This is a genomic window from Salmonella sp. HY31 (assembly GCF_042604575.1).
In the GTDB taxonomy this organism is placed as follows: domain Bacteria; phylum Pseudomonadota; class Gammaproteobacteria; order Enterobacterales; family Enterobacteriaceae; genus Salmonella; species Salmonella diarizonae.
The window spans coordinates 1,948,472-1,967,844 of record NZ_CP170479.1; the positions used below are offsets into that span (position 1 = coordinate 1,948,472).

Annotated in this window: 18 protein-coding genes and 1 tRNA gene; 11 read left to right on the top strand and 8 right to left on the bottom strand. The window is 47.2% G+C overall.

The features are described 5' to 3' along the window. Positions 1-512: 512 nt before the first annotated feature. Complete coding sequence (locus ACE15A_RS09115; protein ID WP_064055912.1) at positions 513-4,667, top strand: S6 family peptidase; 4,155 nt, start codon at positions 513-515, stop codon at positions 4,665-4,667. A gap of 92 nt (positions 4,668-4,759) precedes the next feature. On the opposite strand, the gene msgA is transcribed toward ACE15A_RS09115, so the two are convergent. The 4 genes from msgA to pagD all read right to left on the bottom strand — a co-directional run bounded on the left by msgA (position 4,760) and on the right by pagD (position 6,887). Beyond that, entirely contained in the window at positions 4,760-4,999 is a 240-nt protein-coding gene (msgA, locus tag ACE15A_RS09120; protein ID WP_023247951.1) for a virulence protein MsgA, read from the bottom strand. A gap of 211 nt (positions 5,000-5,210) precedes the next feature. Continuing rightward, the gene (locus ACE15A_RS09125) at positions 5,211-5,732 is read right to left on the bottom strand and encodes a ricin-type beta-trefoil lectin domain protein (protein WP_023247952.1); all 522 of its coding nucleotides are present in this window, start codon (positions 5,730-5,732) and stop codon (positions 5,211-5,213) included. 548 nt (positions 5,733-6,280) lie between these two features. Continuing rightward, positions 6,281-6,493, bottom strand: coding sequence for a cold shock-like protein CspH (gene cspH / locus ACE15A_RS09130; RefSeq protein ID WP_023247953.1), 213 nt, complete (start codon positions 6,491-6,493; stop codon positions 6,281-6,283). Positions 6,494-6,623: 130 nt separating this feature from the next. Next, positions 6,624-6,887, bottom strand: coding sequence for a virulence protein PagD (pagD, locus tag ACE15A_RS09135; RefSeq protein WP_380913452.1), 264 nt, complete (start codon positions 6,885-6,887; stop codon positions 6,624-6,626). Between the two features lie 821 nt (positions 6,888-7,708). Here pagD and ACE15A_RS09140 point away from each other — a divergent pair. Continuing rightward, positions 7,709-8,266 (top strand): Ail/Lom family outer membrane beta-barrel protein, encoded by a 558-nt coding sequence (locus ACE15A_RS09140; protein WP_023247955.1) that lies wholly within the window; start codon positions 7,709-7,711, stop codon positions 8,264-8,266. A 390-nt stretch (positions 8,267-8,656) separates the two neighbouring features. Further along, a tRNA-Arg gene (locus ACE15A_RS09145) sits at positions 8,657-8,733 on the top strand. 727 nt (positions 8,734-9,460) lie between these two features. On the opposite strand, the gene ACE15A_RS09150 is transcribed toward ACE15A_RS09145, so the two are convergent. Beyond that, complete coding sequence (locus ACE15A_RS09150; RefSeq protein WP_023247956.1) at positions 9,461-9,805, bottom strand: c-type lysozyme inhibitor; 345 nt, start codon at positions 9,803-9,805, stop codon at positions 9,461-9,463. A gap of 378 nt (positions 9,806-10,183) precedes the next feature. On the opposite strand from ACE15A_RS09150, the gene ACE15A_RS09155 reads away from it, so the two are divergent. Next, entirely contained in the window at positions 10,184-10,309 is a 126-nt protein-coding gene (locus ACE15A_RS09155; RefSeq protein ID WP_000758947.1) for a lipoprotein, read from the top strand. A gap of 207 nt (positions 10,310-10,516) precedes the next feature. Here the strand turns inward: ACE15A_RS09155 and ACE15A_RS09160 are convergent, their stop codons facing one another. Further along, complete coding sequence (locus ACE15A_RS09160) at positions 10,517-10,678, bottom strand: hypothetical protein (RefSeq protein ID WP_154707552.1); 162 nt, start codon at positions 10,676-10,678, stop codon at positions 10,517-10,519. Positions 10,679-10,927: 249 nt separating this feature from the next. Here ACE15A_RS09160 and ACE15A_RS09165 point away from each other — a divergent pair, with 249 nt between their 5' ends. Further along, positions 10,928-11,395 (top strand): Hsp20 family protein, encoded by a 468-nt coding sequence (locus tag ACE15A_RS09165; RefSeq protein ID WP_044136293.1) that lies wholly within the window; start codon positions 10,928-10,930, stop codon positions 11,393-11,395. 339 nt (positions 11,396-11,734) lie between these two features. Next, complete coding sequence (locus ACE15A_RS09170) at positions 11,735-12,778, top strand: exo-alpha-sialidase (protein ID WP_053509468.1); 1,044 nt, start codon at positions 11,735-11,737, stop codon at positions 12,776-12,778. An 81-nt stretch (positions 12,779-12,859) separates the two neighbouring features. Here the strand turns inward: ACE15A_RS09170 and ACE15A_RS09175 are convergent, their stop codons facing one another. Continuing rightward, on the bottom strand, positions 12,860-13,390 hold the full coding sequence (locus ACE15A_RS09175) for a cytochrome b (protein WP_023247959.1): 531 nt from the start codon (positions 13,388-13,390) through the stop codon (positions 12,860-12,862). A gap of 149 nt (positions 13,391-13,539) precedes the next feature. Further along, positions 13,540-13,854, bottom strand: a complete 315-nt coding sequence (locus tag ACE15A_RS09180; RefSeq protein WP_023247960.1) for a TRL-like family protein — start codon at positions 13,852-13,854, stop codon at positions 13,540-13,542. 688 nt (positions 13,855-14,542) lie between these two features. Here ACE15A_RS09180 and ACE15A_RS09185 point away from each other — a divergent pair. Genes ACE15A_RS09185 through ACE15A_RS09205 form a run of 5 tightly spaced genes read left to right on the top strand, consistent with a single transcriptional unit; the run spans position 14,543 to position 19,334 of the window. Beyond that, the gene (locus ACE15A_RS09185; protein ID WP_072158718.1) at positions 14,543-16,183 is read left to right on the top strand and encodes an ABC transporter substrate-binding protein; all 1,641 of its coding nucleotides are present in this window, start codon (positions 14,543-14,545) and stop codon (positions 16,181-16,183) included. Further along, a complete protein-coding gene (locus tag ACE15A_RS09190; RefSeq protein WP_063390369.1) occupies positions 16,183-17,157 on the top strand; it encodes an ABC transporter permease in 975 nt (324 codons plus the stop codon). The genes ACE15A_RS09185 and ACE15A_RS09190 overlap by 1 nt, the downstream gene beginning before the upstream one ends. Then, a complete protein-coding gene (locus ACE15A_RS09195; protein ID WP_023247963.1) occupies positions 17,147-17,959 on the top strand; it encodes an ABC transporter permease in 813 nt (270 codons plus the stop codon). The genes ACE15A_RS09190 and ACE15A_RS09195 overlap by 11 nt, the downstream gene beginning before the upstream one ends. Next, positions 17,953-18,750 carry an ATP-binding cassette domain-containing protein gene (locus ACE15A_RS09200; protein WP_023247964.1) on the top strand — a complete coding sequence of 266 codons (798 nt, stop codon included), beginning with the start codon at positions 17,953-17,955 and terminating at the stop codon, positions 18,748-18,750. The genes ACE15A_RS09195 and ACE15A_RS09200 overlap by 7 nt, the downstream gene beginning before the upstream one ends. After that, on the top strand, positions 18,744-19,334 hold the full coding sequence (locus ACE15A_RS09205; protein WP_023247965.1) for an ATP-binding cassette domain-containing protein: 591 nt from the start codon (positions 18,744-18,746) through the stop codon (positions 19,332-19,334). Before ACE15A_RS09200 ends, ACE15A_RS09205 begins: the two co-directional genes overlap by 7 nt. The last annotated feature ends 39 nt before the right edge of the window (positions 19,335-19,373 follow it).

A 19,373-nucleotide genomic window follows, 5' to 3' on the forward strand; every position in this document is an offset into this window, starting at 1 on the left:
TTGCCGGTGAGCGCAAATGAATGGCGGCCCCGATACTTCGCATAGCGCCTCCTGCTGAGGAAGTCTGCCACCGTTTATTATTCTCTTCTTTTACATTATGTCCATCGGCACTCGCGTGTCCTGGCCGAGTGGCTTGCCAAAAACGAAGAGCATCAGGTCGTTATTGGGGCTGGTACTGTGGCGATTTATGAAATATGTACTGGGATCGGAAAACCAGAACTATATTATCTTCCAGGTATGTGTTTTTTGATGAAACAGTATTTCGGTGATTTTATTTTATGAGATTTTTTTGTCTGTGGCGATGTGGTAAATCGAGTGCTTTAATGCAAACTCTATTTACTACCATTTTTGGTAGTGTGTGATATATTTTCGAAAGTAAAAACTTACGAATGTAAAAAAATATTTTTCATTTATGGTATTCTATTGCCAATCATTTTTATAGCTGGTACGTTTTCTAATGTCAGGACTGACATCCAACTCGTATTGTATAATAAAATATACAGGGATTATCCATGAATAAAATATACGCTCTGAAGTATAGTGTCAGACAAGGTGCTCTTGTGCCTGTTTCAGAACTGGCAACTCATGTAAAAAAATCTTCTCGCACAGGTCTGATAAAAAAATTTATTCCATCAGTTATTATTAACACCCTTTTTTTAGGATATTCAATTACATCGCTGGCCTCAGTCGTCAGGTATGATATCCCCTACCAGACAATAAGAGATTTTGCGGAGAATAAAGGGCAATTTACGCCAGGCAGTATGAATATCCCTATTTACAGCAAAACAGGCGCGGTTATTGGCTATTTGAATAATGTTCCAATGCCCGATTTCAGCAGTGCCAATCATCAGTCAGCGGTTGCCACACTTGTTTCGCCACAGTATATCGTGAGCGTAAAACATAATGGCGGCTATCAGAGTGTCAGTTTTGGTGATGGCGAGAATGGGTATCGTCTTGTTGACAGGAATAATCAGCCTGGACGAGATTTTCATGCCCCACGTTTAAATAAATTAGTCACAGAAGTCGAGCCTTCTTTGATGACACAGTCGGGGATGGTGTCTGGCGCTTATAGTGATAAAAATCGTTATCCCGCATTTTACCGGGTAGGGTCCGGAACCCAGGAAATTAGAGATACAAATGGCCATATCACCTCAATTTCCGGCGCATACAGTTATCTGACCGGCGGAACGGCGGGCTCACTGGGGTCTTATGATCAGGGCAAGATGATCAGTACCAATACCAATAACCAGTTGTATAGCCTGGCGCAGGGGCCGATGGGAACACACCCACGCAGTGGTGATAGTGGTTCACCTTTATTCGCCTATGATTCTGTTTTACAAAAGTGGGTCATTGTCGGGGTGGATAGTTCCGGCGGCGGCGGCGGCACTAACTGGGCAGTGGTTGATGCGAATTTTGTAAATCAGGCCATTCAGGACGATACCGATGCGCCAGTAACTTTTATGGCCGGACAAGGCCCCTTGCGCTGGGCGTTTGACTCGACAGATGGTACAGGAACGCTTACCCAGCAAGAGACTGTCTATCAGATGCATGGCCAGAAAGGCGCCAACCTGAATGCGGGTAAAAATCTGGTATTCAATGGTGTTGACGGTCAGATTGTACTGGAAGACACGGTTAACCAGGGCGCGGGGGCGCTGTCCTTTAACCATAATTATACGGTATTCACCACGAACGGTTCCACCTGGAAGGGCGCAGGTCTGGATATTACCCGGGATGCAGAGGTGAACTGGCAGGTGAACGGGGTTCAGGGCGACAACTTGCATAAGGTCGGCGAGGGCGTGCTAAAGGTCAATGGTACTGGTATTAACCCGGGCGGATTGAAGGTTGGGGATGGTACAGTTATTCTGGCTCAGCGTCCGGATGAGGACGGAAATGTTCAGGCCTTCAGTTCGGTGAATATCGCCAGTGGCCGACCCACGGTGGTTCTTACCGACAGCCGACAGGTGAATCCTGATAACATTAGCTGGGGCTTCAGGGGAGGCCGGCTTGATGTCAATGGCAATGACGTCACTTTTCATAAAGTTAACGCCGCGGATAATGGTGCGGACATCATTAATACCAGCGATACCTTTGCCACAGTTTCAATTAAGCCCCTCACGGACATGACGGTGACTATTAATGACTGGGATAAAAATAAATCTTCCGGCGGTGCTGCCGGGTTATTGTATAAATATAATAACCCTTACGCCCATACAGTGGATTATTTTATCCAGAAGAAAAAAGGATATGGATATTATCCTGTCAATCAGTCAGACAACGACAGTTGGGAGTATGTTGGACACAATGAGACGCAGGCCGTTGAGCGGGTAAAATCACGGCGTCCTGTCGATGATCGAATTTATCACGGTAATATCACTGGCAATATTCATCTTAATATTGATACCTCTCACAGTAACGGCGGCCTTATTTTTGACGGCAATATAGATACGCCAGATGGCAAGTTGATGCAATCTGGTGGTCAACTGACGTTCCAGGGCCATCCAGTTATCCATGCTTATAACGGTAAATGGTTGACTGATAAACTAAAATCCCTTGGTGATGATTCTGTCAGAAATCAACCCACGTCTTTTGATCAGCCTGACTGGGAGAACCGGACATTTCGTCTGAAAACGCTGTTGCTGAACAATACCGATTTCGGCCTGGCCAGAAACGCGTCGCTGAATGGGGATATTGAGGCTGTTCATTCGTCCGTGACGTTGGGTACGCCAAATTTGTATATCGACCTGAATGACGGGAATGGCACAAAAGTGACGCCACAAAAGGGAACCTCGGTTGCCGGACAGGAGGCGGACATGAGCCGCTATGTCGGGAAAGTGACGCTTAGCAAGCAGTCAACTCTGGACGTACGTGAAATTTTCACTGGCAGTATCCAAAGTCAGGATAGCGTCGTCACCGTTTCCTCGCGTCATGCGAAGCTGGATGATTACAGCCGGTTCGGCAACACGTCACTGACTCTTCAGGAGGGGGCTCGATTGACCGCCACCGGGGGGTGGTGGAGTGATTCAGACGTTATTGTCGGACCAGCCGCTACGCTGAGTCTGGCAGGCGCGCCTGCAGGTAGCCAATCCGGACAGATGAGTCCGGCGTTTTATTCCACCAATTATGGCGCGGGTTATCAGTTGGGCGCCGCGAGTGAACTACAGTTCTCTCCTTACACCTTTGTTACCGGCGATATCCGGGCAGAGGGTGATGCAGGTATTACCATTGGCAGTAGTGAAAATGTCGCCCTGGCGGATAATCTGCCCCTGGAAGAGCAGATGATGTACAGTCTGTTCAATGGCTTTCGTAATGTTTATTCGGGTAATGTCAGCGCCCCGCAAGGGCGAATGGCGATGACGGATACGCAGTGGCAGATGCCTGGTGATTCTCGTATAGGGGCACTGAGTATGACCCGGTCGCTGGCCGGCTTTACCGGGCGCGGATTTCACACTCTGACTACCGACACATTACAGGCCAGCCAGTCTGCTTTTGCACTCAGAACGGACCTGAAGGACAGTGACAAGATTGTAGTGAACCAGAAAGCAGAGGGTCGGGACAACACCCTGTTTGTGAACTTCCTGAAAAAACCGTCCGGGCAAGAATCCCTGAATATTCCACTGGTCAGCGCCCCGGCGGGGACAAATCCAGCGATGTTTAAGGCCGCAGAGCGGGTGACCGGTTTTAGTCTGGTGACGCCGACCCTGCACACAACAGAGCAGGATGGCAAAATACAGTGGGTACTGGACGGGTTTAAATCCGCGCCGGACAAAGGGTCAGCCACGTCGGCCAACAGCTTTATGGGCATGGGATATAAAAACTTCATGACCGAAGTGAATAATCTGAATAAGCGTATGGGGGATCTGCGTGATACTCAGGGCGAGGATGGGATGTGGGTACGTATCATGAACGGCGCCGGAACCGGTGACGCCGGATATTCTGATCGCTACACCCATTTGCAAACGGGGTTTGATAAAAAACACCGATTGTCAGAGGCTGACTTATTCACCGGTGTCCTGATGAGTTATACCGATAGCAGCGCCAGCGGTCGGGCCTATAGCGGCGACACGCATTCGCTCGGCGGTGGGTTGTACGCATCTGTGATGTTTGATTCGGGGATATATATGGACGTTATCGGTAAGTATATCCACCATGATAATGACTATAATGCCGGATTTGCTGGTCTGGGCAAACGGAATTACGGTACACACTCATGGTATGCCGGTCTGGAGGGCGGATATCGCTACCACCTGACAGAAAGTTTGTACATTGAGCCACAGGCGGAACTGGTATACGGAACCGTGTCCGGAACGACGCTGAAATGGAATGATAACGGCATGGATGTGTCGATGCGTAGCAAGACCTATAATCCGCTGATAGGGCGTACAGGCGTGGCTCTGGGGAAAACGTTCAGTGGAAAGGACTGGAGCGTTACGGCCCGTACTGGCGTGGATTATCAGTTTGACCTGGTGGCCAATGGCGAGACGGCGCTACGCGATGCATCCGGAGAGAAACGTTTTACCGGTAAAAAGGACAGCAGAATGCTGTACAACGTGGGGTTGAATGCGCAGGTGAAGGACAATGTCCGTTTTGGTCTGGAACTGGAGCAGTCGGCATTTGGCAAATATAATGTTGATCATGCCATAAACGCTAACTTCCGCTATATGTTCTGAGTGGCGGCGTTTGCGTTATATCCTCACAAACAGCGCCTTAGGGCGCTGTTTTTTCCCGGACATACTGTACTTTCGCAGGGGGCGAAAAATAGTTATTCTGCAACCAGCCACATATCGGCCTCTTCAAACATCTCTTCCAGCATACGGTTCAGCCGTTCTTTCTCGGTTTTTGTACAGTCACTGTTTAATGCGTTTGCCTGCATTGGTTTAACTTTCACTTGTGCCGCGGGAAAGAGCCGGTGTACGCGCTTTGTGAGTTCATTAAGGATAATTTCTCGTGCCCCCGGCAGGCCTTCAACGTTTCGCTTGTCATAAACGAGTTCGACGAACATCGCCATTTCCTTTTTACTGGTTAGATAAACAGTATTTAAACTGGGTATATAACCAGTGTCAAGGTCTGGCCACCGTTTTGTCATCCTGATGGTGGTTAACGGTGCGGACATCAAATTAAATTAACAGAACATAAAAGTGAAAGCTGCCAACCTGTTGCTGTGCTATGACGTTAGCCGCTCTGTTTTCACGGAGGTATCCTGTAGGTACCTGCTACCTGATGGTAAATTCCAGGGCGCGGCTGAAATCGCAATCGGCCAATACAACCGGGTCGCCTTTTCTGACAATAATGCTATTCGTGCCCAGGCATTTTCGGCTCTGTTTCCCCTTAATGTTGTTATCATCTGTGAACCAGCGCTGGTTATCATTACCCGTGCATGAATAAAGAATGACTGGCGTGCCTTCTTTCGTACCCTGTCCCGCAGCATCCAGGCATTTCTCACCATGCGTGATTTTGTCGCGGTGAAATGAGAAAAGCTGAGATTGCACATGTTTACACTCCTGCAGCGTCAAATGATTCTGTTGCTCTGAGCCAGCATCAAGGCACAAACCATCTGTTGTCCGAATCTGTTCCGCATCATTTATGTAATAACCGCCGGAATTAATCTGGTTTTGTGTAATGACCGGGAACGATAAATTAATACTATAAGGGGCGGGTAAGCCGTTAGTCGTACACCCACATAAAATAGAGGAGAGGCAGAGAACCAGAGTGGTTTTTCCTGAAAGTAATGCCATTCAATTATTACCCTAAAAATAAATAGTGTTATAACTATATTAAGTGGTTTATACCCACTGGATATCACCTGGTGTCGAGGTGGCAATAGAGAGAATTCTGATAGACTTACATAAATAATTCGGTTAATTGCACGCAGTCAACCAGGAAGCAACTCAGACGACGATAGGTATATAGCATTGGATACTGTTGTAATATTAAATGTTATCACAGCGGAAAACGGTTGTACATTTCTCTGCGTTAAACAACGCGAGAGGATTTGCTGACATCCGATATGCGATAAAAGAGGGGGTGGGATATCACTGATAAAATAAACCCTTTAGATTTTTGTCAATGACGATATCCTGCGGTATTTTTAAGCAAAATTTCATTCCAGACTACGGAGCTATATGTATGTGCTTATGATCAGGCAAAAGTAAAGGTAGTTCATTAATTTCTAACGTATAATATGAACGATTAGCACTATCAGCCAGACACCTTAAATAAACAGCCGAACGCCCGGGCCATAACGACCTTATTCACTTTTTCTGAAAAAATGCAGAATTATGAATTATGAAAGATAAACGTTGGCGGCAGTAGGTCCACGGAGGCCATTAATACGACAGAACTCAACGCGTATACCTGGGATAAGCGCTTCTGCTTCGTGTTGGTTACATGCTGAAATGTGGACCTGAACATCTTTACGGCCATCGGAGGGGGTGATGAGACCTTTACCGCTCTTACAATCAAAAGTTTTGACAATTCCTGTCATTTTACGAGACAAACAAATTCCTTAAAGGGGATAACGAGGCGCACTATACACGTCAGGAAAAATAATACCAGCTATATTTAATAGCAATAAAGATTTCTGGACGGCTAAAAGTAGTCTATTGACACCATCGCAAATAATGGCATTACTTTCTGGAGAAAGTATTCTCTTTTTTAGATCCGTTAATTGGCGTGGGCATCATGGGTTTTGTAGTAGAGCAGGACGGTGAACTGATTTTCCTGGTTTGCTTTTTATCGGTATTTGCAGGTGGTTGCGGGGTCTTACTACCAAAATCGTAGATAAAAATTTCCCATGATGCCTGTTGTAAACTGACGGAACGGTATGAATGGGCCAAAACAGGCAATGAAAAAATAATCAATGACCAAAGCATAAAAGCATGATGTTTCATAACACCTCCTGTTATATGCAATGACTTATGTATTTTATATACTGTATTATGGAACATAACTACCATCTTTTATTAAACGAAGAGTTAATCGTTTTTAATATTAATGTGCTTTATTGTAGGGGTGGAATATTTTATTGAACAATCAATATTTGCATCCGTTATTATTTTTATAGAATGTAAACTCTCTCTCAACACGGGCGATATTTATGTTGGAATTGTGGTGTTGATTCTATTCTTATGACAAGAAATGTTGTAATTGATAGATATATTAAAAATTACATCGGAGAGGCAATGAAGCGTATCGTGAAGTTTTTTCTGGCAAGTGAATATGGTCGCAGCGCCAGCGATGGCATATAACTGTATTTCGTCTGGAGAGTCAAGTGAGGACTGTGAAGCACAATGCAATATGTTATGGTTATATGGAGAGTTTGCTTACTGGACATGTTTTTAGCTGGTCGGCGTCAGATATTTCGGTATGCGAGTGGTGTGGGTGTTTATGTTTGCATATCAATGGGTTATGTTAGTGGTTGGTTTTTCTGTAATGGCCAGACGTTTCATGGGACCTCTTAAATTAGTGTGTGTGAGAAAGATTAGAATGTAAATCTATAAAAAAAAGATGACCTTGGAGAACGGGTTTCCTTAATAGACGGTACGGGTTCTCGTTAGTAAAAATGTCTTTTAAGAAGTAAACGCATCGGGAGCGATAGCGGTGAATTATTCCTGGTTTTGTCGGTTCGGCATAGTGGCGATAACTGAATGTCGGATCGGTACTGCGGGTGTTTAAACGCACCGTAAATAAGAAGTAGTATTAAGGAGTTGTTATGAAAAAGCTTATTTTTTCCACTTTAGTTATTACTACAAGCGTTTTGGTTGTAAATGTTGCACAGGCCGATACTAACGCGTTTTCCGTGGGATATGCACAAAGTAAAGTTCAGGATTTCAAAAATATCCGTGGGGTAAATATGAAATACCGCTATGAGGATGACTCTCCGGTAAGTTTCATTACTTCGCTAAGTTATTTATATGGAGATAGCCAGGCTTCCGGCTCTATTGAGCCCGAAGGCATTCATTACCATGACAAGTTTGAGGTGAAGTACGGCTCTTTAATGGTTGGGCCGGCTTATCGATTGACCGACAATTTCTCGTTATACGCGCTGGCAGGTGTCGGTACAATGAAGGCGACGTTAAAAGAGCATTCCACTCAGGGTGGTGACACGGACTCTGCCAAAATATCCTCAAGGAAAACGGGCTTTGCGTGGGGCGCGGGTGTACAGATGAATCCGCTGGAGAATATTGTTATCGATGTTGGGTATGAAGGAAGCAATATTTCCTCTACAAAAATAAACGGCTTCAACGTTGGGGTTGGATACCGTTTCTGAAAAGCATGATCTATGCGGAAGGTTCGCCTTCCGCACAGCCAGTTAATAAAATAAAGAGGATTTTTTACTGTAAACAAGTATCTTCTTGTCTCTTCTCGTTTCGTGATATCGCTCTGAACATAACATTCCACAGCATGAGCGCAGGTAGGTGATTGTTGCAAGGAATCAAGGTAGTTCAGGTATGTGGTAAGCATGAAGGCCTGGTGTAAATAACGACAGATCTAACAAGATTCACCCTGAAAAATTTTCTCTGAATTAATCACAATGTCATCAAGATTTTGTGATCCCCTTCGCATATTGTACCCGCCGTTGACAGACTTCTGAAAAGTAGCAAGGGATGTATTTTATATCCAATAGAGTACCATTTTTGCTCCTGGCAGGAGTCTCCAGCCGCCACTAGCTCAGCTGGATAGAGCATCAACCTCCTAAGTTGATGGTGCGAGGTTCGAGACCTCGGTGGCGGTCCAATGTGGTTGTCGTATAATGTTATTACCTCAGTGTCTGGCTGATGATGTGGGTTCGATTCCCACTGACCACTTCAGTTTTGAATAAGTTATGTCTTGCAACTCTGTTACAGAATAATTTCATTTATTACGTGACAAGATAGTCATTTATAAAAAATGCACAAAAATGTTATTGTCTTTTATTCCCGGTGAGTTGTAGATTTTTCTTATGCGGTGAATCCCCCTTTGCGGCGGGGCGTCCAGTCGAAATAGTTAATGTTCCTCGCGAACCATATTGACTGTGGTATGGTTCACCGGGAGGCACCCGGCACCGCTATTTTTATAAAACAAAATTTACCCTCTACGGTTCAGTAGGGTGGGCTTTTTTACATCAGGCAGGTCAGAATAATACTGGTTAGCTTGAAAGGTATGATCAATAGCAGAAATAAATGGTTCCGTTCGCGGTCTGAAGGTTTAACCGCGCCAGAGCGTATGCAAGACCCTGGCGCGGTTGGCTGGTGATCGTTCGATAGTGCGAATATGAATGGTTACCAGCCGCTGCGAATTCTACCTATGCCACCTAATAAAGCAAAACATTTAGACGCTAAACAACGACAATTCAGATAGTTCGAACTTTTCTTTAAAAATGGCTATTAATTAGCCATGATAACACCGTAGTGATTCACGTATTCTGTCCAGGAAAGGTTGAAGAGGAAATGCCTGATAACAAGACTTCAGGCATTTCTAAAGATTAGTTAGCTAAGGAACAGTTGCTGAGAACAGGTTTATCATCACCTTCTACCAGTTCAGCCGTTTTGCCTTTTGTATAAAGCTTATATGTATAATTTTTGTCCATAGCTTCATAGTTTGCTCCTGAGGCCATTTTCATTATCCGCATCGGGATCATCTCGTTTACCTGATTGATAATCGCATAGGCATTTCCAGCCTCGGTGTTGATGTAAATCACCTCCATCACCTGGTTATCATTACAGGTGTATATAGATTTAGAAATTTCCTGCGAAGCTGCCATAGATGCGGTACTGACGCTAAGCGCCGCAAGAAAGAGGGTAAATGGGATCAATTTACGTTTCATCATTAGTATCCTTTGTTCATATTGTTGTAGTTAATTCCCTGAAGAGCGGGAGATAAGACAGCATCAATATCATTAATGCTGTAGTATTCCTGTTTACTGGCGAAAAGTAGCGCCAGAAAAGCGAGTTATAATTTATCCGTCATTGACATATGCGATGAGCAGATAAATCTTAAAATCATAAACTATAGGCTGCAAATCATTATGACACGATGGAAAACGATCTTCGCCGCTGCTCAATACTATGGCATAGAAACCGAAGAAAGCAGTGCTGTTCACTATCTTGCTTCATACAGAATCTATCAGTGAAACTATTTCTTCAAATGGTGGTCTTTTTATTATCGATCAGGTAATGGAATCAACAGGGATTATTCAGGAGTATATGTGAAAAAGTGGCTTATAGGAGGGATTTTGATCGCAAGTTTTCTGACAGGTTGTCTGATGTGGCACAATATTGATAAATGGTTTAACAAAGATATCGAAGTTTTTTACGCCGGAGACGATAACTAAATCTCCTGTCGGTTGGTAACGGGTAGCATATCTTCAGGTGTTGCGCCCAAGAGTTGCCGGGCGCAAATGGTAGATGCATGAATACCATTTCATTAAAGTCTTAGTATCACGTGAACAGTAGTTATCGCGTATCCACTGAAGTCACAAGATGTATAAGCCAGGTTTTTGTTTCAGAAGTGACTGAAACATATTTTGTTCCGGTTGGGTTTACCGCCAGTTGCTGAAAAAAACAATGTTTGTGTAACCGTTGTAGAGGTTGACACATGCGCCGACCGTGAATTTTATTTTTGGCGACCATATTTCCTCCCAAAAGGCCGCCCGAAGGCGGCGCTGGGTCTGATAATGGAGAAGGGCGTTGGTCACTGCCATAACCAACCTCCATACACCAATACAAATGATAATCATTATCAATTGTGTCGATGGTGAAAAAATTGTAAAGATGAAAAGATGTCAGAAATTACGATGAACGGAGGGGCATTTTTCGTTAACCGCTTAAATTCATAACTAAAAAGATGCTTTTATAGGCTTGAAAATGGTTTATCCGTCCTTATGTAGTCAGTGGACAAGCAATGCTTGCCGTGATGTTGAACTTTTGAATAGTGATTCAGGAGGTTAATGATGGCACTCAGTACCTTGTCAGCACTTCCCGGGTTTGCTGATTCTCTTTTCTCGGACCGTTTCAACCGTATTGATAGACTTTTCAGTCAATTAACAGGAGATACGCCAGTCGCTGCGACGCCAGCTTACGATCTGAAAAAGCGCGATGCGAATAACTATCTACTTATCGTGAGCGTTCCTGGCTGGAAGGAGGAAGAGCTTGAAATTGAAACGGTTGGCAGCAACCTGAATATTACGGGTAAACACACTGAAGATACTGTAGAGGATCAGACACACTGGATTTATCGTGGTATTCGTAAGTCGGATTTCCAGTTGAGTTTTTCTTTGCCTGAACATGCTAAGGTGAATAATGCGAAACTGGAGCAGGGGCTCTTGTTGGTAGAGATTTACCAGGAGATTCCTGAAAGCGAGAAACCGAAAAAAATTGCCATAGAAAGCAAACCAAAGGCGATTGAACACAAATCATAATCGCGTTAATGAAGGCCCGTTTAGACGGGTCTTCATTGTCTGTAGCAAAAAGGGTTTCGCCTTGCTTGTAGGCACAGATCGCTAAATATTATAACCCTGACCTCTATATTATCCCGTGCCACTGACCTCGTCGCCATTGGACGGCGGTAGGTTGGAATTATCCGCGAGGTCAGTCCAATTTTTGTCCATTCTCTATATCCTGCCTGTTATGGTGCGGTGTCTGAACGTAACTTCGTATAACGATGCATCGTTTTAATTTTGTTGATGCTATTTCTGCTATGACTGCTGTCATACGTGAAAAAAGCTGATGTCTTTCTACATCATTTATCAGAGGCAGATATGAAATTAGAGCTCGTTAATCGGCAGGTCATTATACCTGAAAGCGAAACCGAGCCTTTCCAGTGCCATGCCTCTACGCTTGCGCGCTTACCGTGCGGTACGCTCGTGGCCGCATGGTTCGCGGGGCTGTGCGAAGGAAGCAAAGATACAGCCATCTGGTTATCTCGCTATGAACATAATATCTGGACAAAACCGCAGCGAGTGGCGGCACGCGAGGGGGAAGCACACTGGAATCCGGTGTTATTTTACCCGTCGGATAAATTGTGGTTATTTTATAAAGTAGGCAGCGACGTACACGTGTGGAAAACCTGGTTTATCACCTCCAGCGATCGAGGATTTACCTGGAGTACGCCAGCTGAGTTGGTCAACGGTGATATTCTGCCGCGAGGTCCCGTAAAAAATAAACTCCTGCTGGCATCAAATGGCGCCTGGATTGCGCCAGGGTCGATTGAAAATGCTGAACGTTGGGAAGCATTTGTGGATCGCTCCTGTGACGAAGGAAAACATTGGAATATCTCTTTTGTGCCGTTGGAACCCTATGGCGCTATTTCCGGGAAAAACGTAGCGTTGTGGGATGGTGTAAAAAAGGGCATGCTGTGGGAGTGTTGTCTGGAAAACCTCCTGCGCTGGGATGGCGTTATTCAGCCTACGCTGTGGGAATCTTCTCCGGGGCATATTCATATGTTGTTACGAAGTACACGTGGGGCAATTTTTCGCAGTGATTCAATCGATTATGGCGTTAGCTGGTCTATTGCCCGCGCCACATCTTTACCGAATAATAATAGTGGTATCGATCTGGTTAGTATGCAGGACGGTACGCTGATTCTTGCTTTAAATCCTGTCAGTGGCAACTGGGGAAAGCGTTATCCGCTTTCACTTATTGCCTCCCATGATAATGGCACATCATGGCTACCGTTACTGGACCTGGAAAGTGACCGTGGTGAGTATTCTTATCCCGCTATTATTAGCGAGGGGGGAGTCATACATATCACCTACACGTGGAACCGGAAAAATATCGTATATTGTCGATTACAAACTGTGTAAGGCGCTATAAGTCGAGACCGATAGCGCCGGAATAATAACGCCTTGCCAGGCGTGGTCTGTCACGCCGAGATGGCCGAATAATTACGATTTACCGGGCAACATTCTTGAAAATGTATCGTCTTTTTGTATGTAATGGTGAAACAATGCCGCTGCTGCATGCATTGCAATCAGGAAATAACCGATATTGGCCAGCATTTCATGAATGCGCTTTATATCCGATTTTAGCGTGCTATCTGGCGTCAAAAATACCGGTACAGTAAAACCAAAAAAGCTCCAGTTTTTTCCGCCTAACGTCATCATCGCGACGCCCAGCAGCGGTAAAGCGAGAAAAGTGAGATAAAGCGCGATATGCATTAATTGGGCGGCCACATGCTGCCAGCGAGGAGGGGGAGGCGTAATGACCGGGGTTGGGTATTTGTGTTTAAGATATAACCGTAAAAACATCAGCGCCCAGACCAGAGCGCCCATATCATAGTGCATGTCTTTCATAAACAGGTAAACGCTGGAGCCTTTTGGCGCCCACCCCCGTAACTCGATGGCGGCATAAGCGATACCTATCAGGAACAATGTTAACCAGTGGAGCGTTATTTGCAGTCTTGAGAAATGTGCCATTATTATTATCCTTTATTAACAACCGCTTGTAGGGTATGCGTAAAATCTTAACAGAACCTTAAAACGGGGCTCTTAATCGCGAGGAACGGGCATAGATAGCGGCACGTAAAATGGGATAAAAAGCCGGCGGCATCGCCGGCTTACTGTTGTTATTGTCCTCTTACGACAACACAGGTTTTACCATAAAACGGATATGAGCCTGTAGTTTCATAATCAACACTCGAAACTAAAGAAATATCCCCCGATTTTTTCGCTGAATCAATAGATGCATCCCCGGTATTCACAATACCCAATACCGTTTGCGCACACGCTTTACCGGTTTTGGTCGCCGGGAGACTGGTGGCCGTAATAGGCCCTTTAACATCCGTATATAATCCAATCCCTGTCGGTGATGGTCCTGTAGCACAACCAGTTAAAAGAGAACTAATAAAGATAATTGAAAAAATGTGTTTTTTATTTTTCATGGAAATAGTCCATTATAAATTAATAGAAAGCCTACCGTCCGAAATCGTCCGGACAGCCATTTAAAAGATAATGTATATTAAATATGCGATATTACTCTTTGCATCCTCCTGTTGATGTCGTACCTGATGGACAAATATCTGTAGAGGCCGGATATATTCCCCACGCAGAGTTTTTATAACTTGCACATCCTGTTAGCAATGAGAATAGTACGGCTAAAAGAATCATTATGAGCCTTGTCGGCATTAACATTTTCGGCTGGACTCCATAGCATGTCATTTCATTGAGTTGCCATATGACCGGCATTCTGATGGTAAGTTTCATTAATGCCCGGCTCGTTTAATAATGGTTTAGGTTTAAAGCCAGGAGGCGCTAATTACGATAGGTTCTTACGCTTCAGTACTGACTAATGATGATGATAAAATGTACAGCACAGGATGAGAAGGCTTAGTACGGAATATTGATGAAATAAGATAGCGTTAATTAACCCGGTGTTGCTGGCGCTATTTTTCTTTCGTTTTATACCTGCCAAAAGCGACCTTTCATCCACGTTGACGCTTCCTGCATTGATACCCTGTGGGTATCAACATTTTGCGTATGATGTTTTTAGGAGATCATCATACTTTCTGTTCTGCATCATTTTTTTCATCATAAAAGCTCGCCATAATGCCGTCCTCAGGAGGCCTCCCGATGTTTACGCTTCGCCGGGAGGAACAAAAACAACGCATAATCTGGGGTAAACTGATGATTAAAGGCAAACTGGCGCTCATAACGTGCGCGATGGCTCTGGCATTCACCTCGCCGCTTTTCGCTGCGTCGGACACGGCAGATGGCCATACCTTAAAGCTGGCCATTGGCCCTGAGCCAACGGAAGGATTTGATCCTATGCTGGGCTGGAGCCACGGCAGTTACTTATTGCTTCATGCGCCGTTGCTCAAGCAAAACGCCGATATGAGTTGGGGTAATTTACTGACGGAAAAAGTGGATACCAGCCCCGATGGTAAAACCTGGATACTGACCTTAAAACCCGATCTGAAATTCTCCGATGGCTCGCCATTAACTGCCGAAGATGTCGTATTTACATATAACAAAGCGGCGAAGAGCGGCGGTAAAATTGACATGGGCAACTTTAGTCATGCGCGAGCGCTGGATGCGCGCCGAATTGAGATGACGCTGAGCCATCCGCAGAGCACCTTTGTGAATGTATTAGGGTCGTTAGGGATTGTTCCTGCCAGCCGTTATGATGAAAAAACGTTCGCCCGCGAACCGATAGGCGCCGGCCCGTACCGACTGGTTAGTTTCCAGCCTGGTCAGCAACTGATTGTTGAAGCCAACCCCTGGTATGCAGGTAAAAAGAATGATTTTAACCGGCTGGTTTTTGTCTTCCTGGATGAAGATAATGCCTATGCCGCTGCGCGTAGCGGACAGTTGGGGCTGGTGCGCATTGCCCCTTCTATGGCGGTGGCCCCGCAGCAGGATAATCTTAAACTCTGGGTACGCGATAGCGTTGAAAACCGAGGCATTGTCTTCCCGATGGTTCCAGCCGGTAAAAAGGATGCTAACGGCTATCCTGTCGGTAACGATGTGACTGCTGATGTCGCTATCAGGCGCGCAATTAACTATGCCATTAATCGTAAGCAACTGGCGGAACAGGTGATGGAAGGCCATGCGATACCCGCCTATAGCGCGGTACAGGGATTGCCGTGGCAAAATCCTTCGGTGGTATTCAGCGACGGCGATATTGCAAAAGCGCGCGCCATCCTGGATGAGGCTGGCTGGAAGATAAACAGTGCGGGCGTGCGTGAAAAAGCAGGTAAAGAAGCGCGTCTGACCTTATGGTATGCCAGTGGCGACAGTACCCGGCGGGATCTGGCCGAGGCGGTGCGCGCCATGTTGCAGCCTTTAGGCATTGTCGTCTCGTTGCAATCAGGAAGCTGGGAAACTGTAGAGCGCCATATGCACGCTAACCCTACTCTGTTTGGCTGGGGAAGTCTGGACCCGATGGAACTTTTCCATCACTACAGCGGGAAAGCCGCTGGGGTGGAATATTATAACCCAGGCTATTACAGCAACCCTGCGGTAGAAGCACATCTGAAACAGGCTATAGATGCGCCTGACTGGCAAAAGGCGATTCCTTTCTGGCAGCAGGTTGAGTGGGACGGGAAGCAGGGCGCGGGCGTCCAGGGCGATGCGGCATGGGCATGGCTACTTAATATTCAGCATACCTATCTGGCAAACCCCTGTATTGATCTGGGGAAAGGCGCGCCAGAAATCCACGGTAGTTGGTCGGTGTTAAACAATCTTGATGACTGGACCTGGACCTGCCGGTAATGAAATTGTTCTTCAGTCATTTTTTGCGGCTGATTATCCTGTTGGTGCTGGTGGCTGCCGGCACCTTCATTCTGCTCAGCTTTTCGCCCGTTGATCCTATTCGCGCTTATATCGGCAACGATCTGCTCCATGTGCCGCCAGAACAATATGCGCGAATAGCGGCGCGTTGGGGACTTGACCAGCCGCTGTGGCAGCGTTTCGGTCACTGGTTTTGGCGTCTGCTCCAGGGCGACATGGGCTATTCCATGCTGTTCAATGCGCCTGTCGCCAGCGTGATCCGGGAACGTTTTGCGACGTCATTCGCGCTGCTGGCAGGCGCCTGGCTATTGTCTGGTGTCCTGGGCGTGGCACTGGGTTTTCTGGCCGGACGTTTTCTCCACCGCTGGCCGGATAAGATGATTTGCCGTATCAGCTATTTATTATCATCGTTGCCCACCTTCTGGATAGCAATGCTGTTGCTGGCGCTATTTGCCGTCCGCTGGCCGGTATTGCCTGTCTGTTGCGCCTGGGAACCCGGAAATAATGCAGTAACAGCTCTGTTATCGGAACGTTTACGCCATCTTGTGCTGCCGGTATGTGCGTTGAGTCTGTTGGGCATGGGGCAAATCGCGTTGCATACGCGGGAAAAAATAGCCAGTGTGATGAAGAGCGAATTTATTCGTTTTGCGCGTGCTCAGGGAGATAAAGGATGGTCGCTATTACGCCATCAGGTGTTACGTCATGCGATCACCCCAGCGATCTGTTTACAGTTTGCTTCTCTGGGCGAGCTGCTGGGAGGGGCATTACTGGCGGAAAAAGTCTTTGCGTATCCGGGGCTGGGGCAGGCCACTATCGATGCCGGCCTGCGCGGCGATGTTCCGCTGCTCATGGGGATCGTCCTATTCAGTACGCTATTAGTGTTTGCCGGAAATACGATTTCAGCCTGGCTTGTGGTGGTACTTAATCGATCGCTGGAGCGTCCCGATGCTCTATAATCCTGCCCCGACGTTGCTGCGTTTGATTCTCTCCGTCGCCTGCCTGCTGTTTATTGCCGGATACGGTTATGCCACATTGAGCCAGCCGCCAGAGGTTAATTTGCTTGCCCGGCATCTGTCGCCTGATATCCAGCACTGGTTTGGCACCGATAATCTGGGGCGCGATGTATGGCTTCGTTGCTTTCAGGGCGCCTTCACCAGTTTACAAATTGGCATTGGCGCCGCGCTGTGCAGCGGCGTTATCGCGCTAGTGATGGCGGCAGCGGCGCGTATTCATACCCGACTGGATCTCCTGATGCGGCTGATAACGGATGCCATGCTCGCCATGCCGCATTTACTTTTGCTGATCCTTATCTGTTTTACGCTTGGCGGTGGTAAAAGCGGCGTCATTGCGGCCGTGGCGTTAACGCACTGGCCCCGTCTGGCGCTGATTCTGCGCGCCGACGCGGAGCGGGTAGCGCAGAGTGACTACCTGACATTGACGTATCGTCTGGGGCATGGACACCTTTATTGCTGGCGATACCACTATCTTCCGGCGCTGTTGCCGCAATGGCTGACGGGGACGTTATTGATGTTTCCTCATGCGGTATTGCACAGCGCGGCGTTAAGTTTTCTGGGGTTTGGACTGGCGCCGCATGAACCTTCACTGGGGCTGTTGCTGGCGGATGCGCTACGGTTTATTAGCCATGGTAACTGGTGGCTGGTGCTGTTTCCGGGGCTAATGTTATTCACGTTGGTGATGCTCTTCGACCAGTTTGCGCGCGCCGTTCAGCGGTTGTGGCTAAGGAGTGACGTATGCTGAGCTTACGACAGGTCACGCTGGAGAGCGCGCGTTATCGCTGGTATGGCGCGAGACGCTGGTCAGCGTTGTTACAGAATGTCTCTTTTGATATCGCGCCCGGCGAAATGGTGGCATTGGTTGGCGGCAGCGGGGAGGGCAAAAGTCTGCTGCTGCAATGCCTGCTCGATCTGTTGCCGGAAAACTTACGCTTTCGTGGTGAGATTATGCTTGATGGCAACCAACTGGACAGACATACCATCAGGCAGCTTAGAGGGAATACTTTTAGCTACGTGCCGCAGGGAGTACAGGCGCTTAATCCCATGCTGAATATCAAAAAACATTTGAGCAGAGCATGTCATCTGACCGGACGCACCTGGGATGAGGCACAGATGGTACAGCTATTACAGCAAAGCGATCTTGAACCGACGGTCCTGGAACGCTTTCCCCGCCAGCTCTCCGGCGGGATGGCTAAACGTATTCTGGCCTGCCATGCCTCGCTCAGCCAGGCACGTTATATCCTCGCGGATGAGATCACCGCCTGGCTTGATACGGCACTGGCAAACCAGTTGCTTGAGCACTTGCGAGGTCTCTGCAAGCGGGGATGCGGCGTGCTGTGGGTGACTCATGACCTGCTGCTGGCGGCGCGGTATGCCGATCGCATTGTGGCGCTGCATCAGGGCCATATTACGGACAATATTCGCCGCGAACGATTACAGCCGGAAGAGATGAGTGAGCCGTTAAAACGGCAATGGCAAGCATTGCCTGAAATCAACTCGTTATTTATGCAGACCGGAGAGAACGTAGAATGCTGAGCTGCCGCGACCTCGTTATTCGTCAGGGCGGGAAAGTCTTATGGCAGAACCTGACGTTTGCGATTTCTGCCGGTGAACGGGTAGGAATTCATGCGCCAAGCGGAACGGGGAAAACGACGTTGGGGCGCGTCCTGGCCGGATGGCAGAAGCCGACGGCAGGCGACATTCTGCTGGACGGCAGCCCGTTACCCCTGCATCAGTATTGTCCGGTGCAGCTTGTCCCCCAGCATCCTGAACTAACGTTTAATCCCTGGCGAAGCGCCGGAGACGCTGTACGTGATGCCTGGCGCCCCGACCCGGAAACGTTGAAGCGTCTGTGCGTGCAACCCGAGTGGCTGACGCGTCGGCCAATGCAGCTCTCAGGCGGGGAGTTGGCGCGTATTGCGATATTGCGCGCGCTTGACCCGCGTACGCGTTTTCTGATTGCTGACGAAATGACGGCGCAACTCGATCCGTCTATTCAAAAAGCAATATGGGCATACGTGCTTGAGGTGTGCCGCAGCCGTTCATTAGGGATGTTGGTGATTAGTCATCAGTCCGCGCTGCTTGATCAGGTCTGTACTCGCCATTTACGGGTGGAATAGTAGCAAGTCGTTTCCCCGCATAGCAGAGTCGCCGTTAAG

What these genes read in the sequence shown, in the direction of transcription:
- ACE15A_RS09170 (WP_053509468.1), top strand. Translation starts at nt 11,735, where the DNA reads ATGAAATTAGAGCTCGTTAATCGGCAGGTCATTATACCTGAAAGCGAA.
- ACE15A_RS09140 (WP_023247955.1), top strand. Translation starts at nt 7,709, where the DNA reads ATGAAAAAGCTTATTTTTTCCACTTTAGTTATTACTACAAGCGTTTTG.
- ACE15A_RS09125 (WP_023247952.1), bottom strand. Translation starts at nt 5,732, where the DNA reads ATGGCATTACTTTCAGGAAAAACCACTCTGGTTCTCTGCCTCTCCTCT.
- ACE15A_RS09195 (WP_023247963.1), top strand. Translation starts at nt 17,147, where the DNA reads ATGCTCTATAATCCTGCCCCGACGTTGCTGCGTTTGATTCTCTCCGTC.
- ACE15A_RS09190 (WP_063390369.1), top strand. Translation starts at nt 16,183, where the DNA reads ATGAAATTGTTCTTCAGTCATTTTTTGCGGCTGATTATCCTGTTGGTG.
- ACE15A_RS09150 (WP_023247956.1), bottom strand. Translation starts at nt 9,805, where the DNA reads ATGATGAAACGTAAATTGATCCCATTTACCCTCTTTCTTGCGGCGCTT.
- ACE15A_RS09160 (WP_154707552.1), bottom strand. Translation starts at nt 10,678, where the DNA reads ATGGCAGTGACCAACGCCCTTCTCCATTATCAGACCCAGCGCCGCCTT.
- ACE15A_RS09175 (WP_023247959.1), bottom strand. Translation starts at nt 13,390, where the DNA reads ATGGCACATTTCTCAAGACTGCAAATAACGCTCCACTGGTTAACATTG.
- ACE15A_RS09200 (WP_023247964.1), top strand. Translation starts at nt 17,953, where the DNA reads ATGCTGAGCTTACGACAGGTCACGCTGGAGAGCGCGCGTTATCGCTGG.
- pagD (WP_380913452.1), bottom strand. Translation starts at nt 6,887, where the DNA reads ATGAAACATCATGCTTTTATGCTTTGGTCATTGATTATTTTTTCATTG.
- ACE15A_RS09165 (WP_044136293.1), top strand. Translation starts at nt 10,928, where the DNA reads ATGGCACTCAGTACCTTGTCAGCACTTCCCGGGTTTGCTGATTCTCTT.
- ACE15A_RS09205 (WP_023247965.1), top strand. Translation starts at nt 18,744, where the DNA reads ATGCTGAGCTGCCGCGACCTCGTTATTCGTCAGGGCGGGAAAGTCTTA.
- ACE15A_RS09185 (WP_072158718.1), top strand. Translation starts at nt 14,543, where the DNA reads ATGTTTACGCTTCGCCGGGAGGAACAAAAACAACGCATAATCTGGGGT.
- ACE15A_RS09115 (WP_064055912.1), top strand. Translation starts at nt 513, where the DNA reads ATGAATAAAATATACGCTCTGAAGTATAGTGTCAGACAAGGTGCTCTT.
- ACE15A_RS09180 (WP_023247960.1), bottom strand. Translation starts at nt 13,854, where the DNA reads ATGAAAAATAAAAAACACATTTTTTCAATTATCTTTATTAGTTCTCTT.
- msgA (WP_023247951.1), bottom strand. Translation starts at nt 4,999, where the DNA reads ATGTTCGTCGAACTCGTTTATGACAAGCGAAACGTTGAAGGCCTGCCG.